General features: G+C 69.5%; 14 protein-coding genes and 1 pseudogene. 6 read left to right on the top strand and 9 right to left on the bottom strand.

The window, feature by feature from the left end:
• Positions 1-161: 161 nt before the first annotated feature.
• The 4 genes from ACSURM_RS17385 to ACSURM_RS17400 form a co-directional block, all read right to left on the bottom strand.
• On the bottom strand, positions 162-602 hold the full coding sequence (locus tag ACSURM_RS17385; protein ID WP_436956098.1) for a lasso peptide biosynthesis B2 protein: 441 nt from the start codon (positions 600-602) through the stop codon (positions 162-164).
• The gene (locus tag ACSURM_RS17390) at positions 599-856 is read right to left on the bottom strand and encodes a lasso peptide biosynthesis PqqD family chaperone (protein WP_436956099.1); all 258 of its coding nucleotides are present in this window, start codon (positions 854-856) and stop codon (positions 599-601) included. The genes ACSURM_RS17385 and ACSURM_RS17390 overlap by 4 nt, the downstream gene beginning before the upstream one ends.
• Positions 837-2,648, bottom strand: coding sequence for an asparagine synthase-related protein (locus tag ACSURM_RS17395; RefSeq protein WP_436956101.1), 1,812 nt, complete (start codon positions 2,646-2,648; stop codon positions 837-839). The genes ACSURM_RS17390 and ACSURM_RS17395 overlap by 20 nt, the downstream gene beginning before the upstream one ends.
• 143 nt (positions 2,649-2,791) lie before the next feature.
• The gene (locus ACSURM_RS17400; RefSeq protein WP_436956103.1) at positions 2,792-2,938 is read right to left on the bottom strand and encodes a lasso RiPP family leader peptide-containing protein; all 147 of its coding nucleotides are present in this window, start codon (positions 2,936-2,938) and stop codon (positions 2,792-2,794) included.
• Positions 2,939-3,140: 202 nt separating this feature from the next.
• On the opposite strand from ACSURM_RS17400, the pseudogene ACSURM_RS17405 reads away from it, so the two are divergent.
• From ACSURM_RS17405 to ACSURM_RS17430, 6 genes and pseudogenes are all read left to right on the top strand, one after another.
• A pseudogene (locus ACSURM_RS17405) lies at positions 3,141-3,615 on the top strand (Tn3 family transposase); the annotation flags it as partial.
• Between the two features lie 67 nt (positions 3,616-3,682).
• Positions 3,683-4,512, top strand: a protein-coding gene (locus tag ACSURM_RS17410) for an IS5 family transposase (RefSeq protein WP_436961122.1) whose coding sequence is annotated in 2 segments (ribosomal slippage) — positions 3,683-4,013 and positions 4,013-4,512 — 831 coding nt in all. Because the reading frame shifts where the segments join, the coding sequence is not laid out codon by codon here.
• Between the two features lie 1,035 nt (positions 4,513-5,547).
• Positions 5,548-7,245, top strand: a complete 1,698-nt coding sequence (locus tag ACSURM_RS17415; protein ID WP_436956105.1) for a YwqJ-related putative deaminase — start codon at positions 5,548-5,550, stop codon at positions 7,243-7,245.
• Between the two features lie 20 nt (positions 7,246-7,265).
• Positions 7,266-7,742 carry an SUKH-3 domain-containing protein gene (locus tag ACSURM_RS17420; protein WP_436956107.1) on the top strand — a complete coding sequence of 159 codons (477 nt, stop codon included), beginning with the start codon at positions 7,266-7,268 and terminating at the stop codon, positions 7,740-7,742.
• A 10-nt stretch (positions 7,743-7,752) separates the two neighbouring features.
• Positions 7,753-8,124 carry a YwqJ-related putative deaminase gene (locus ACSURM_RS17425; protein ID WP_436956109.1) on the top strand — a complete coding sequence of 124 codons (372 nt, stop codon included), beginning with the start codon at positions 7,753-7,755 and terminating at the stop codon, positions 8,122-8,124.
• Entirely contained in the window at positions 8,121-9,047 is a 927-nt protein-coding gene (locus ACSURM_RS17430) for an SUKH-3 domain-containing protein (protein ID WP_436956110.1), read from the top strand. The genes ACSURM_RS17425 and ACSURM_RS17430 overlap by 4 nt, the downstream gene beginning before the upstream one ends.
• A gap of 484 nt (positions 9,048-9,531) precedes the next feature.
• Here the strand turns inward: ACSURM_RS17430 and ACSURM_RS17435 are convergent, their stop codons facing one another.
• The 5 genes from ACSURM_RS17435 to ACSURM_RS17455 form a co-directional block, all read right to left on the bottom strand.
• Complete coding sequence (locus ACSURM_RS17435) at positions 9,532-9,954, bottom strand: DUF7144 family membrane protein (protein WP_436956112.1); 423 nt, start codon at positions 9,952-9,954, stop codon at positions 9,532-9,534.
• 146 nt (positions 9,955-10,100) lie between these two features.
• Positions 10,101-10,967 (bottom strand): hypothetical protein, encoded by an 867-nt coding sequence (locus ACSURM_RS17440; RefSeq protein ID WP_436956114.1) that lies wholly within the window; start codon positions 10,965-10,967, stop codon positions 10,101-10,103.
• On the bottom strand, positions 10,957-11,442 hold the full coding sequence (locus ACSURM_RS17445) for a DUF6114 domain-containing protein (RefSeq protein WP_436956115.1): 486 nt from the start codon (positions 11,440-11,442) through the stop codon (positions 10,957-10,959). Before ACSURM_RS17445 ends, ACSURM_RS17440 begins: the two co-directional genes overlap by 11 nt.
• A 75-nt stretch (positions 11,443-11,517) precedes the next feature.
• Complete coding sequence (locus tag ACSURM_RS17450; protein ID WP_436956117.1) at positions 11,518-12,141, bottom strand: DUF6230 family protein; 624 nt, start codon at positions 12,139-12,141, stop codon at positions 11,518-11,520.
• 199 nt (positions 12,142-12,340) lie between these two features.
• Positions 12,341-14,104, bottom strand: coding sequence for a SulP family inorganic anion transporter (locus ACSURM_RS17455; RefSeq protein WP_436956119.1), 1,764 nt, complete (start codon positions 14,102-14,104; stop codon positions 12,341-12,343).
• Positions 14,105-14,107: the final 3 nt, after the last annotated feature.

The following is a 14,107-nucleotide window of genomic DNA, read 5'->3' on the forward strand; positions in this document are numbered from 1 at the left end:
ACATGTTGGCGGAAGGTGTGCGAAGTGGCGAACGCAATGCAGGGCAACGGCGTTCGGTCAGCACGCCGAGTCGGGCGAACCAGCGGAAGGGGCATACGTGCGGGAGCGGCTCACCGCCGTCCGAGCTGGACTGAACCGGCTGCGCGATCGACTCGACTGTCTCATTGGCCGTGGGCTGGCCCCGAGTTCGCCGATGTGTCCGGGACGGTGAGGATCGGCCGGTAGGTGGTGGTGTCGTCGGGTTCGCCGACGGGTCGGCCCTCGGCCTCTACCCAGGCGTGGGCGCCGAACGGTGAGGTGCGTACTCCGCTGCACCAGGTGGGCCAGTGGCCTCGCATGCGGCACAGCAGGGCGGTGGCCAGGGAGCGGGGGAGGCAGTAGCGGCCCGAGCACAGGGTGCTGACGGCTGTGACGTCCCGCCGTGCCCGTAGAGCCTCGTCGTAGCGGGCGGGCCTGGCTCCTCGGCGGGTCAGGCCCAGTACGGTGCGGATCCGGCGTGGTGGCAGGCGGGCGAGGAGCCGGGCGGCGGCGACGGCGGTGTGGGCGGTGATGCGGGTGCCGAGCCCGGGGCGGGTGCCGTCGGTGTCCAGGATCTGGCTCATGAGTCGGTCACCAGCTTCTCTTTCACCAGGTGGGCGACCAGTGCCGTGACGTCGGCGGTGGCGCGCTCGGGGGTGACCGGCCGGGTGGCGGCGAGTTGCCCGGCGATCTGCTCGGGCGTGGCGCCGTCCAGCAGCGCCTTGATGACGAAGGTACCGGTGCCGTTCAACTGCCAGTAGCGCCCGGCGCGTTCGTCGAGCAGGACCATGCCGTCGTCCGTGGTGCAGGCGGTGACGTCATCGCGTAGTCGGTGCACTGTTCGTCTCCCTCGTGCCGTGCGGGGTGTGCTGGTGCTCCAGGCTGCGCAGCCACGCCTCCACCCCGAGCGTGGTCTCCAGTTCCGCGGTCTTGCCGGTCAGCAGCTGGGGTGAGAGCAGGGCTCGGCGCAATGCGTCTTCGTCCGCCAGTCCGGCGGCCACCAGCCGGGAGTCCTCCGCCCAGGCCGCGAGCGTGTCCCGGTTGCGGCGCAGGCCGCCCTGCCATTCGTGCCCGAATTGGTCCTTGGTGGTGCGGCACAGGATGGCCTCGGGCACCAGGCCGCGCATGGCGGCGGCGAGGAGCGGCTTGTAGGACCAGGGGCTCGTGGCCTCGTGCGGGCGGGCGGTGAGCGCGGCCGCGATGACGGCGTCGTCGCAGTACGGGCTGTGATATGGCAGGGCGGCGAGCTGCCCGCAGTGGGCCAGGTGGCCGGCGAGCCGTCCCCCGCTCTGCGCCCCGGCGAGCCAGGTGTGCCGCCCGCGTTCGCGGTGCAGCGGCTCGGTGGCGTCCCGGGCCGCCGCGAGCAACCGCTCACGGCACAGTTGCACGGCCTGCTCGCTCGCCCATGGCGGAAGATGCGGGCGCCACCCCCAGCGCAGGTCGTCCGCGGTCACCGGCGTGCGCAGCAGTCCGGCGGCCTCGGCGAGCCAGGCAGCGTACGAGCCCCGGTCGAGCAGCGCCCTCATGACCGCCCCGAGAGGCCGGCGGTGCCGCGCGCGCCACCCGGCCGCGTGGCGCAGGCCGGCCGCGGGCGAGTGCCGCAGCAGACCGTGCACATACGAGGGATTCGACTGGATGACCTGGTCCCCGCCGAAGCCGGACAGCCGCAGCCGGGCCCCGCGCGCCCGCATCCGCTCGGCCAGGTACCGCTGCTCCACCCGCGTACGGACGACCGCGGACGGCTCGTCGCCCAGATCCACGCGCTCGTCCAGCCCACTGAAATGGGCGGGCAGATCGGCCGGCTCGAACACCAGATGCTCGACGCGGGGTAGGTGCCCGACAGCCTGGGTGGCGTAGCGGAGGTCTTCGTTGGTGGAAGCGCCCGCGTTCATGGTGACGGTGACCAGCCGGGCGCCCGCCCGGGCCGCCAGGAAACACAGTGACGTCGAGTCCATGCCGCCCGACAGGTCCGCACCGACCACCTCGTCCGCCCGCACCCGCAACGCGACCGCCCGCTCAAGCGCCTCACGTAGCCCGGCCGCAGCCTCCTCCAAGGGCAGCTGGGCCTCCGGCGGATCCCACCAGCGCCGGGTGCGCACCTCACCGTCGCGCACCAGCTCCACGGCAGTGCCGGGCAGCACGGCGTGCACGCCACGCCACAGCACACCCCATCCGAGCGGATGCGGAACGGTGTCACCGGACAACCGCAGCGCCAGCTGCGCGGTGTCCAGCTCCGCGCCGGTCAGCCGGGCGAGGACGCGGGACTGGCCGGCCAGGACCGTGACGCCACCGGCCTCGGCCCGGTACACCCGCCGCTGCCCGGAGAAACTTCCCCGCGCGTAGGTGTGCCCCGCGACGGAGGCGAGGACGTGGAAGCAGCCGTGGACACCCGAGAGCACCGGCTCGATGTGCGCGGCGTCAGTGATCTGCCGGGCCCGCGCGGCCAGTTCGGCGGGGTTCAGGGAACACGTCCCGGCGAGGGCCAGGCGCACGTCACCGACGGCGCAGGCAGTCAGCTCCTCGTCCGGCCAGCAGCCGACCAGCCACGGACGGCCGGAAGCGTGCGACAGGACCCGGACGGCGGCCGACCCGGCGATCTCCCGCAGAAGACCGACGAGACCAGGTGCCATATCCCGGTCGGGAAGGACAACGAACCAGCAGGCCGGCGGGATGCCCATCGACTACTCCAGAGTGAGGACCGAGCGACAGTGTGCGGCGTGAGACCGGGTGCCGGTCCCGACCCGCACGGCCAGGACCGGCACCCTCCGGGCCCTCAGAGCCAATAGCCGACCGGGAAGTCAGGCCAGTCCCCCCACTCGCCCTGGGTCACCTCGGCGTACTGACCGACCTCGGCCAGCAGCGGCGGCTCGTAGACGCCCTCGGCCCCGATACTCTCCAGCGTCTCCTTCACAGCGATCACCTCCAGTCTCTTGGAAGCGGAACTCCCGCTTCCTTCAGCCCAGTTACGCACGCCACGCCACGAAGAGACCACCCCCACCAGGCCGAAACCACCTGAGTGAGGGACAGACAATCCCGGCCCCACGCCCGTCGGGTGCACACCACCCATGCACCAAGACGTTCGAGAACACGCCGGCTGCCGGCCGGGGCCCGGATCATCCACTGCCTCTAGGCACCTGGCCGCGCGGGCCGCGCTGCTGGACGGCACGCACGTTGAGGTCGCCGTCCGGCTCTCCGTGAACACCCAGATCACCGCCTGCGGTGACGGGCGGCTGCGCTTTCCCACGCTGAAGCCGGAGGCCGAACCCGCGCCACTGCTTCGGTTCCGGTCGGCGGTGAACACCATGCCGCCGGGGGTGGACCTGCTGGAGGTTCTGCTGGAGGTGTTCTCCTGGACCAGCGCCGACCCGGCGTTCACCTCCGTGACCGGCGGCGAGCCCCGGTTCAAGGACCTGCCGGTGGCGATCGCGGCGCTGTTGGTCGCGCACGGCTGCAAACGCCGACTTCACCCCGGCGGTCGGCAGCGCGGACGCCCCGCGGTACGGGTGGCTGTCGTACGTCGACCGGACCGACCTGCGGATGGACACCTACCGGCAGGCCGACACCGCGCTCATCGCGGCCCAGGCGTCGATCGCACTGCCCGGGCGTGGGTGGCGGCCTAGGCCGTGTCTTCAAATGATCTTGAGTAGTGGATCATGGTTGGGTGATACGTCGTCATGAACTGTCCGATGCTGAGTGGGAGTTCGTTCGACCGTTGTTGCCCGAGTCCTTGCGGGGGCGGAAGCGGTTGGACGACCGCACCGTGCTCAACGGGATCGTGTGGAAGTTCCGGACCGGCACCGCTTGGCGGGATGTGCCCGAGCGGTACGGTCCGTGGCACACGCTCCACACCCGCTTCCGCCGCTGGGCCCTGGACGGCACCTTCGAGCGGATGCTCCGTGCCGCCCAGGCCAGGGCCGACGCGGCCGGGAACATCGACTGGCTGGTGTCGGTCGACTCCACCGTCGTCCGTGCCCACCAGCACGCCGCCGGGGCCAGAAAAGGGGGCTGCGCGTCCCCGGCCTCGGACGCTCCCGAGGCGGACTGACCAGCAAGATTTACCTGGCCTGCGACGCCTTTGGCCGCCCGCTCGCCTTCACGGTCACGGGCGGGAACACCAACGACTGCACGCAGTTCACCGCCGTGATGGAGCAGATCCGCGTGCCCCGCATCGGCCCGGGACGGCCCCGCGTGCGGCCCGCCCACGTCCTGGGCGACAAGGGCTACAGCTCCAGGGCCATCCGGACCTGGCTGCGACGCCGGGGCATCAGCCACACCATCCCCGAGCGGGCCGACCAGGTCCGCAACCGGCTCCGGCGCGGCAGCCGGGGCGGGCGCCCGCCGGTCTTCGACAAGCAGCTCTACAAGCGGCGCAACGTAGTGGAACGGTGCTTCAACCGCCTGAAGCAATGGCGAGGCATCGCGACCCGCTACGACAAGACCGCCGAGTCCTACCAAGCAGCCGTCACCCTCGCATCGCTGCTGATGTGGGCGTGACATTTGAAGACAGGACCTAGGGGGCGCCTGCAATCTGGACCTCTTCGGGGACAAAGGGAACACCGTCGGTGAACTCTGCGGAGTCCCTGACTGGCCCGGTCACGCTTGCCGCACGCCCCAAGCAGGTCTGGTGTGTGCACTCGCGACGACGTTCACGGAGGAGGACAGACTTGAGCCGAACCGAGCCATCGCCCTCCACGCTTACGTGATGTCCCGACGTTGCGCGGAGCCGTGCCCATAGCGTGCCCATAAGACAGGACAACCACGGTAAATAGCGGTGCGATCCGGCCCGCGCGACCACCCAGAGCGAATGCATCTGCGCAGGTCAGAGCAGCAAAGCCCGCCCGAGCGCCGTCGCTTCCCAAGCTGAGAGCGCGAGTTCGATTCTCGTCACCCGCTCCATGCTGAAGGCCCAGGTCGGAGACCTGGGCCTTGTTGTTGTGTGCGGTGATCGAGGCCGCCGGCGACACGTCTTGCCGCTCGTCGTCAGAGTGCCGCTGGATCAGCGCGGCATTCTCGGAGGAATGCCCGGCACGGACCATCGTGTCCTTGAGCGTGGCGCCGGGTCGGGTCGAGAGCGCGTGCCCGGTGTGGTGAAGGTCGTAGAACCGGGAGCCCTCCGGCATGCCGACGATGCCCTCGCCAATGGCGATACGGATGGTGGCATGCGATGGGTCCGGTCGGCGGCCCGTAGATGCCTCGGTGGCGCATGGTCGGATCTCCGGGGATTGCTCCTCCCCGACGGATCGTGACAGGTGGGCCCGTACCTGGTGAGCTCGGTGACCCGGTAGGGAGGCGGTCGAATCACGTGGCCGGAGGGGGCATGGGCTTGCCGGTCAGGCAGGGTGGGCACAAGCACGTGCCTGCCATGCGTTCGGATTGCCCGATATATTTCGTTCAACTCCTTTGTCATGCGTGAGTTGTCTCAACCTCGCACTGAGACCCCTGTTCCTGTTGGTGGTACGTGCGTACGAAGACTTAACTGTTCTCTGCTGCAATTGCTGAAGCGCCGAACGCCACGGGGGAGCACGGAACATGGGCATCATGCTGCCGGACATCGTCGACCAGGCACTGGACCTTGCGGGCATCGACTGGCCGAACGTGGACGAGGACGACTACACGGATATGGCGGACTCGCTCCGTGAGTTCGCGGACAAGTTCGAGGGCCACGGCGGCGATGCGCACAAGGTGATCACGCGGATCCTCAGCTCTTCGGAGGGCTGGGCGGTCGACGCCATGGAGCAGCACTGGTCGTACGTGAAGACCAGTCACCTGGAGAAGATCCCTGATGTGGCACGGACGTTCGCGTTCGTGTGTGACCGGATCGCCGAGATCATCATCGCGATGAAGACGAAGGCAGCGGTCGAGCTGACCGTTCTCGCCGGGACGATCGTCGCCGAACTCGCCGCGTCCGGTGTCACCTTGGGTATCTCGGCCGCTGCTGCCGCGGGCGAAATCGTCCTGATGCGGCAGCTCGTGAAGAGGCTGGTGAAGGAGGCGATCGAGGAGATCGTCGCGGAGATCGCCGCCAAGCTGGCGGAGCCGGTCACGGCGAAACTGGAACAGCTCGCCGCCGATGCGGCGCTCGATCTGGCCGAGAGTGCGTTCCACCCCAGCGGCGGGGGGAGCGGCACTCCGGGTGGCATGACCCTTGCCTCCGCGGGCGGCGGGGGCGGGGGCGGCGGTGCGGGCAAGCGGACCCGTATCGACCACGCCGAGTTCGAGGACGGTGCCGGCAAGCTCTTCCTCCACGGCGGGGACCTCGGCAGCAAGGCCCATATCCATCTGCGCAAGGCGAAGGGCGCGTTCGGTCGGACGAAGGGCCGGGACGGGTTCACCAAGACCTTCGACCACGCCCTGGAGAAGGCGCTCGACGCCGCCACCAAGTCGGTCACCCGTACGGCCAGGCACATCAGCGACGAGATCCCACAGCGCGTGAAGGCAGCCTCCCGGCACCACAAGGAAATCGACCACAAGATCGGCAAACAGGCTGACGGCATCAACGTGAACAAGGTCGATCCGCGCGGTTCAGCAGGCGGTGGCGGCGGAGGGGGCGGGAACGGCGGTGGCGGCGGAGGGGGTGGCGGGAACAGTCCTCGGCGCATGAACCCGCAGCCCGGCTGGCACGGAAGAAGCGCCGGTCAGATGCGACACTACCGTCGTGACGCCATGCAGGTCGATCACCTCGGCCCGGAAGATCAGCGTCGGGCGCTGATCCAGGAGGCGAAGGATCTGGCGGACGAAGCACAGAAGGCTCCCAACGGGGCGGACGGGCAGCCTGTGCTGGGCAAGGGCAGAATCAAGCAGGGGTGTTCGGGAGCCTTGCTGCACGAAGGGATCCTGACGGGACATACCAGTGTGTCGAGGCTGAAAAAGAATCCCCAGAACCCGGATCCGCAAGAGAATCTGGATACACATCCCGCCCTGCAGTCCGTCCTGGACGACATCGACCGAAAGACACAGGCCGAGGGTGGAAATACGGGTGTCGGGCACGGAAAGTGCGCCGAAGTGGCGCTGATCTCCGACCGACTGCACGCTATATCAGAGCGTGACGGTGTCGACATACGGACCACCGATGACATCAGAAGGGTGATGGAGGGAGCACAGGTGCATACGCGGCAGATCGGTGACATGAAACCGGACAAGCCTGGATTCTTGAGCCACGGGGAGTACAAGCCGCCCTGCGCCTCCTGCGCGCGCATGCTTCCGCTAATCGGCGTCACCGCTGTTTGACCTGGAAAAGGATAAGAACTGTGTCCGCATTGAAGTCGCCCGAGGCAGTTGACGCCTGGCTGGCGAAGGCCGGATGGCACCCGGGCCGTAGGTGTGACGACCTTGCCGCCACCGAGATCGAGGACTGTCAGGCATCATTCCGCAGGGACGGCGGCAGTCTTGACGTCATCCAGCCCGCTCTCGATTTTCTGCGCGAGCATGTCGGCCTTGTGGCACCCCTGCACGACTCTCCGGAAGACACCGTGATGTTCCTTCCGGCCCTCATGTACCGGGGCGCAGCGGAAGACGTTCAAGAACTCGCCGACGGACTGGGGGAAAAGGTCTTCCCCGTCGCGCACGACACGTACGACGGCGGCACGATCCTCATGGACGAAGCGGGGCGGTTCTTCTACCTGCATCACAGCGGCGAGTACTTCCTCGGAAATGACAAGTACTCGGCGTTCATGAATTACTCACGTGGCTATCCGCTCGAACACGCGGAGGACTACTATGCCTGAGCATATTCCGATGACCGCCGCGTCCCTGCTGGTGAACGGCCAGATCTTCAGCCAGACCGACCTCGACGCGGATTCGGACCCGGATCTACATCCTGCGGTTTCCGAGTTTTTTCAGCAGCTTCCTGCCTCGCAGCGGGAACCGTTTATGGGTTACTGCGCGGAGACCGCACTAATCTCCGATCAGTTGTGGGGCTTGGACGAGCAGCTTCCGAGCGGGGGGAGAACGACCCTCGACGATGCGACGGGGCATTTTTCGGGGTCGGCCATAGTGACGAGGAAGATTCGCCCCGAAGGAGATCCGGAGCACGGACGTCATGCGAAACCGTGCCGATCTTGCACAGCTCTGCTGGAGCGTCTCGGCATCGAAGTGGTGGACGAGTGACTCAGCACCACCGGGCTGCGGAGAGGATCGGTTGGACCGCAGGGAGGAACGTCGAGCAAGAGGCGATGCAGGCAGTGCTGCGGCTTGCAGCGATGGCGGAGAGCTACGGAATGTCTCTGTCGCTGTTTCCTGCCGCGAAAGCCTTTCTGAGTGAGTTCTACGGCCTCGATCACCGGCCGGTGGAACCGGGCCGGGAGGTGGCCTCTATCGGGTTTTCCATCGATCCGGAGAAGGCCAGGTTTCAGCTGATCAAGTTGGACCACCTGTCCGCCGGGCTCCGCGTGGCTTTGTTCCCGGTCGGTGTGACCGAAAACGACTCCGTGCTTGCTGTGGGTGAGGAGGGACAACTTCTCTCTTTCGGTCTCGGTGGCTCCTGGCACATGGGGGACAGTGCGCTCGAAGGCATCGAGAACGTGATCACCGGGCTGGCTCCGCGCAGGCTTCGCGAAATCACGCATGCCTGGGACTTGAAGTCGGCGGCGGCCGTCGGTCCCGTTGTCGGAGCCGTGCAGGCAGCGCTGACGGCCGTGTACGTGTTGCACCATCACGGTATTTACAGCGCCAGGAGCGTCTGCCTGACTCTGACCACTCTGCGTGGCAGTGGGGTCGAGATTGCCCGGCGGTCGATCGGCATACCGAATGGTCTCCTGGATGAGGCGCTGTCGCCGATCGTTCGTGACGTGGAGGAGATCCTTGCGGCCCACGCCGACGGCGTGGGCTGTGAGGTGAAGCTGACCGTAGAGGTGCCCGGCGTGCATGCGGAAACCTCGCCCGGTCTGGTCAGGTTCTCGGCCCGGTTCGGACATGTGGCCATGCAGACCAACGACGTCGAGGCCAGCCTCCGCGTCGGAGCGGGTGCGCAAACCGGCAGCCTCCACGTACGAGTCGTCGACGCTCTGCGCGGTCTGAAGCAGATGTCATGAGAGGCGGGGCTCTGCTGAGGTGCTTGACATGCGAGCCGAGGTCACCCGGGACCGGGAGGGTCTACCCGGCTGCCGCCGACATGGCACTACGGCGCCGTGCCCACAGCGTGCCCTTGAGAGCGGACAACAACGGTCAGCAGCGGTGCGAACGCACCCTCCCAGGACCGCCACAGAATCGCATAACCGCAGGTCACAGGGACGCGGTTGTCCAAGCGCCGTCGCTTCCCAAGCTGAGAGCGCGAGTTCGATTCTCGTCACCCGCTTCATGAGAAACCCCCAGTTCGGAGACCTGGGGGTTGTTCGCTGCCTGGACGAGTGCGCGGGCCGCGCATCACATCCGCACCATGAGCGACGGCTCACGCCTCGCCTGCCCTCCGCTCCTCCGGCGCGCTCAGCCGCTGCCGCGCCTCCGCGTCGGTCCCTTGCCGCCGGAGGTCGGGGCCGTCAGGCTCGCGCAGCCGTTCTTGTCGGCCGGGGTGGGAGGTCAGCGACGGCTGGGTTCCGGCTGGTAGGTGGCGAGGGACCAGATCACGAATACGTCGATGGCCATGACGATGAGCGACCACAGTGGCTGGTACGGGAGGAAAAGGAACTGCGCGATCAGGCTCAGTGACGCCAGGGTGATGCCGACTGCGCGGGCCCAGGCGGCGCGGGTGAGGATGCCCCAGCCCGCGATGGCGGCGATGATGCCGAGGATCAGCAGGATCCAGCCCCAGCCGGTGAGGTTGATCCTGTAGACGTAGTCGCCGACGCGGGCGTAGACGTCGTCCTCGGCGATCGCGGCGATGCCCTGGAAGATCGCCAGGATGCCGTTGAGGAGCAGCAGGACGCCGGCGAAGGTGGCGCCGCCGGCGGCCAGGGCGCTGTTCCCGGGGGAAGGCGTTCCCGGGTGAGGCTGTGCGGTCATGGTCGCACTCCGTTCTCCCGTGGCGGGCGGCGTCCGGGCGGCCCGCCTCACCTGCTTCGACCTTCCGTTCCCCAGCGGCTTCCGGCCACGAGGGCTGAGCCGTTCGGGTGAGGTGCACTCGTGCCGACGGGGGGCGGTCGACCGGGTCAGGAGTCCAGGCGCAGCCCTGTGAGGGTCAGGTTTCCCCCGTACTGGGCGAGGGGCGAGACCGTGACGTCGGTGAAGGTGATCGTGCTCGCGGGACCGGCGGGGGCAAGCCAGGCGGGGACGGAATCCGGGGAGAGGCTGACGGTGCGGGGTTCCGGGAGCGGCACGCCGCCGAGGGCCGTGAGCGTGCCGGAGAGTGCTCGGACGTAGAGGGTCACCATGCCTTCGCTGCCCTCCCCCTTGAGCGTGGACGTGGTCGTAGGGCCGGTCCGTAGCCGGATCGCCGCGTCCCCCTCTCCCGCCGTGAGGTCCAGGTCGAGGGCCTCCAGCGACCGTACGGTGAACTTCAGTGCCCGCCGGGATCCGGCCGCGGTCGGCACGGTGACCGTGCCGTGGAAGGTGGCGGCGCGCAGGACGAGCCGGTCGGCGTGCAGTGTCCAGGGGGTGCGCGCGGGCCGCGCCGGCGGCCGGTCGAGCGGGGCGGTGGTGGAGCGCTTGGGCGGGCGTGGCCTTGTCGCTCGCGGGCGTTTCGAAGGCGCCTGGGTGGTGGGCGTCGGGGGTGCCTCCGGGCCGGAGGACGTCGGCGTGGGGTGGTGCGGGGTGGCGCTGGGTGACGGCGTCCCGGACTCGGGTGACGGCGTGCCGGACTCGGGTGGTGGTGTGGTGTGCGGCGGGGGCGGGGACGCGGTTCCGGCTGCCGTGGGGCTCGCCGTCGCGGCGGGGGTGGAGGGCGGGCTCGTCGTCCACGGGGTGGGGAAGTGCAGGGCCAGGGGGAGGGTGGCGGCGGCCAGTGCGCAGAGGGCGGGTCGAGACGTGCGGGGACGTGGTCGCGTCCCGGTGGGGGGCGTGGAGTGGTCAGTCGCCACGTTGGCTGTCTCCGGTGGGGAGGGGTGCGGATGCGGCGGCGGTCGGTGCCGGTGGTGGTGGTGCGGCGGGGTCGGGCGGTGCCCAGGAGCAGGCCAGGCAGCCGCCGACCAGGCCGGCGGCCAGGCCGAGGAAGAGACCGCCGAAGTTCGCGACGGGGAAGGAGATGAGGGCGAGCAGGAGGGTGGCGATGCCGGCGAACAGGCGCTGGTGGGGGCGGTACCAGAGGGCGAGGCCCAGGGCGATGAGCAGGATGCCGATGAGCAGGGAGCCGCTGCCGGAGGTGGTGGCGAGGGCCAGCGGGACCCCGTCCATGTCCAGGTTCGCGTACGGCCAGTACAGGATGGGAACGCCGGCCGTCATGGTGAACAGGCCCGCCCAGAAGGGGCGTTCGCCTCGCCAGGTGCCGAATCTGCGCCGGGCGTCCGCGGCTTTGCCGCGCGGCAGGAGGGGGCTGCCGGGGATGTGGTTGAGCATGTGTCGTCCTGATCAGGGGTGTGGCGTACGACCGGGGTCCCGGAGGGGGCGGCGGCTGGGCCTTCTTCGCGGTGGTCAGCCGCAGTCGTGGTGGCCTTCCTCGATCCGCACGCGCATGCCGGGGATGTTGAAGGTCCCGGCGGAGATGGCGGCCGCGGTGATCTGCACGTCGGTCAGACGGACCGAGTCGGCCTGCTGCCCGAAGCCGCTGGGGTCGAAGAAGCGCGAGTTCCTGTCGTCCGGGTTGATCGGGCCCTTGGTGATCTCGCCCTGCGCGATGCCGAGGTCGATGTCCTCGAAGTTCGCCTGGCCGGCGGCTTCGAAGGTCGCGTCGAGGAACATGTGCGACGCCTCGGCCGGGCGTTCCTGCCCGCCGGTGAGCTTCAGCGTGTACGTGCCCAGTCCCGGGATGTCGATCGGTACGGACTGGCACAGGTCGTCCACCGTCACGTGATGGGCACCGGTGACCAGCACGGGTACGTGTTCGCCGTCCTTGGAGACGTCCACCATGCCGTAGATGCTCACCCCGCGGACGGTCATCGTGTCCGCGGTGACCTGGAACCGCTGGCCGGAGACCAGGAACGAGGCGGCCAGCGCCCCCTGCGCCATGGCGACTCCGAGGGCCGCGCTGAGCGCGACGCTGGGGACCATGAGCACCGCGAAGCGCCGCCAACGGGTCCGGCCGGCGTGCTGCGACATCCCGTCTCCTTGGGTCGTAGAGGGACCAGCTCATTAACGTACAAAGCGGATATTCGGTGCGGTCCGGTGACGGATTCTAGGCTTCCGGTCATGGCGACCGGCCGCACATCCGCGCCGCCGTACGGGTGGTGACCGTCCTGCCGGGTCCTCGGATGGCGGACGGAACCGGGCTCCCGGGTTGCGGGATCCCCGGGTCGGGTCATGTCGGCGGGCCGGGTGGTGTGCGGTGGCCGGCCGTGCCGTCCGGTGTCCCGCCCGGCCGCGCCGCGATCCAGGAGCGCGCGTCGGCCAGGGCCCGGTCCAGGGGTTCGAAGACGGCGCCCTCCGCCGGGACGATCCCGCCCGGGCCCAGGTCCCGGTCGACACCGGTCATGCGCAGGATGCGGGCGAGGCCCGGGCTGACGCCCGCGAGGATCAGCCGGCCGCCCTGCCGGTCGAGTTCCCGGGCGTGGCGGCGGATGACCTTGGCCATGGTGGCGGAGGGGACGTCCGGTGCTCCGCGCACCACGAGGATCAGTACGGCACCGTGGGCGTCGTCGGCGCGTGGGAGGGCCTGCTCGATGCGGGGCAGTTCGGCGAAGAAGCTCGTACCGGCGTAGTAGAGGACGGTGACGTCGCCGGGCGGCAGCCGGTCCGGGGGGTCGGACAGGTGCCAGCGGCCCTCCGGATCACGGGTGAGGGCCAGGAAGCGGGCCTGGCGGGCGGCCTGCGCGCAGTACAGCAGCAGGGAGAGGATCGCGCCGAGCACGATGGCCTGCTGGAGGGGCAGTTGGGTCGTGGCCAGGAAGGTCAGCACCATCGCCGCCGAGGACAGCGGGGAGGTGCGCAGGACGAGCAGGATGTCGTGGCGCTTGCCCCAGATCAGCTCGCCGCCCACGACCAGGATCAGCCCGCCGATGACGGGCATCGGGACGCGTTCGGCCAGGGGCGCGCAGACGAGGACGACCAGGGCGAGCAGGACACCGGAGAGGACGCCGGCCCACCGGGTGCGGGCCCCCGCCGAGACGGCGACCCCGGTGCGGGACAGGGAGCCGCCGGAGGGCAGGGCCTGGAAGAGGCCGCCGGCCAGGTTGGCCAGGCCCTGCGCGGCGAAGTCGCCGTTGACCGAGGACCGGGAACCGTCGGGGTTGGGCACGGACGACCCGATGCTCGCCGCCTGCGCCAGCGCCACCAGGGCCACGGCGACCGCGCCCCCGAGCAACTGCGGTACGACCGACAGGTCGGGGGCGGAGAAGCCGGGCAGGGCGGCCGGGATGCGCGCGATGTCACGCACCAGCTCGACCTGTGTCCCGACGGCGGCGACCGCGGCACCGACCACGACCATGGCGACCAGCAGCGCGACGGGCTCCAGCCGCCGTACCTTCCGGGCGAGCGCCCAGACGACGACCGTGGCGACGGCGACGAGGGTGGCCGCGAGCTGCCAGCGGCCGATGTGCGCGAGCCAGTCGCCCACCTGGTAGAGGCGGTTGTGCCCCTGCGGGCGGTAGCCGGTGGCGTCCTTGAGGACACCGGTGATGATCTGCAGGGCGATACCGGTCGAGAACCCGGTCATCACGGCATGGGACACGAAACTCATCACGGCGCCGAGCCGCAGCACGCCCATCAGCAGCATGACCAGGCCCGCCAGCAGCGTGAGCGTGGCCAGGTGGCCGGCGTTCCGCGGGTCCAGCCCCGCCTCCCGCAGCACGTTCTGCGAGGTGAGGGCGATGGCGCTGGTCAGCGTGGTGACCATGAGGACCGTACGGGCGGTGAGCGAGCCGACGATCGCGGGGACGATGCCCGCGTACAGGCCCGCGACCGGGTTGAACCCGGCGATGGACGCGTACGCCATGCCCTCCGGGATCGAGAACAGTCCCGTCACCAGCCCCGCGCCCACGTCCGAGGGCTTCGGCTTGCCCGGCGCCGGGAGCAGTCGCCGCACCCAGGACCGGCTCTCCACCCCGGCGGCCCGTTCCCGGCTCACGGC

This window comes from Streptomyces sp. SudanB182_2057 (assembly GCF_964272715.1).
Classification (GTDB): domain Bacteria; phylum Actinomycetota; class Actinomycetes; order Streptomycetales; family Streptomycetaceae; genus Streptomyces; species Streptomyces rubradiris.

Bases quoted from the DNA above. Each gene is read 5' to 3' on its own strand.
- ACSURM_RS17385 (WP_436956098.1), bottom strand. From the start codon at position 602: ATGAGCCAGATCCTGGACACCGACGGCACCCGCCCCGGGCTCGGCACC.
- ACSURM_RS17395 (WP_436956101.1), bottom strand. From the start codon at position 2,648: ATGGCACCTGGTCTCGTCGGTCTTCTGCGGGAGATCGCCGGGTCGGCC.
- ACSURM_RS17415 (WP_436956105.1), top strand. From the start codon at position 5,548: ATGGGCATCATGCTGCCGGACATCGTCGACCAGGCACTGGACCTTGCG.
- ACSURM_RS17425 (WP_436956109.1), top strand. From the start codon at position 7,753: ATGACCGCCGCGTCCCTGCTGGTGAACGGCCAGATCTTCAGCCAGACC.
- ACSURM_RS17435 (WP_436956112.1), bottom strand. From the start codon at position 9,954: ATGACCGCACAGCCTCACCCGGGAACGCCTTCCCCCGGGAACAGCGCC.
- ACSURM_RS17445 (WP_436956115.1), bottom strand. From the start codon at position 11,442: ATGCTCAACCACATCCCCGGCAGCCCCCTCCTGCCGCGCGGCAAAGCC.
- ACSURM_RS17450 (WP_436956117.1), bottom strand. From the start codon at position 12,141: ATGTCGCAGCACGCCGGCCGGACCCGTTGGCGGCGCTTCGCGGTGCTC.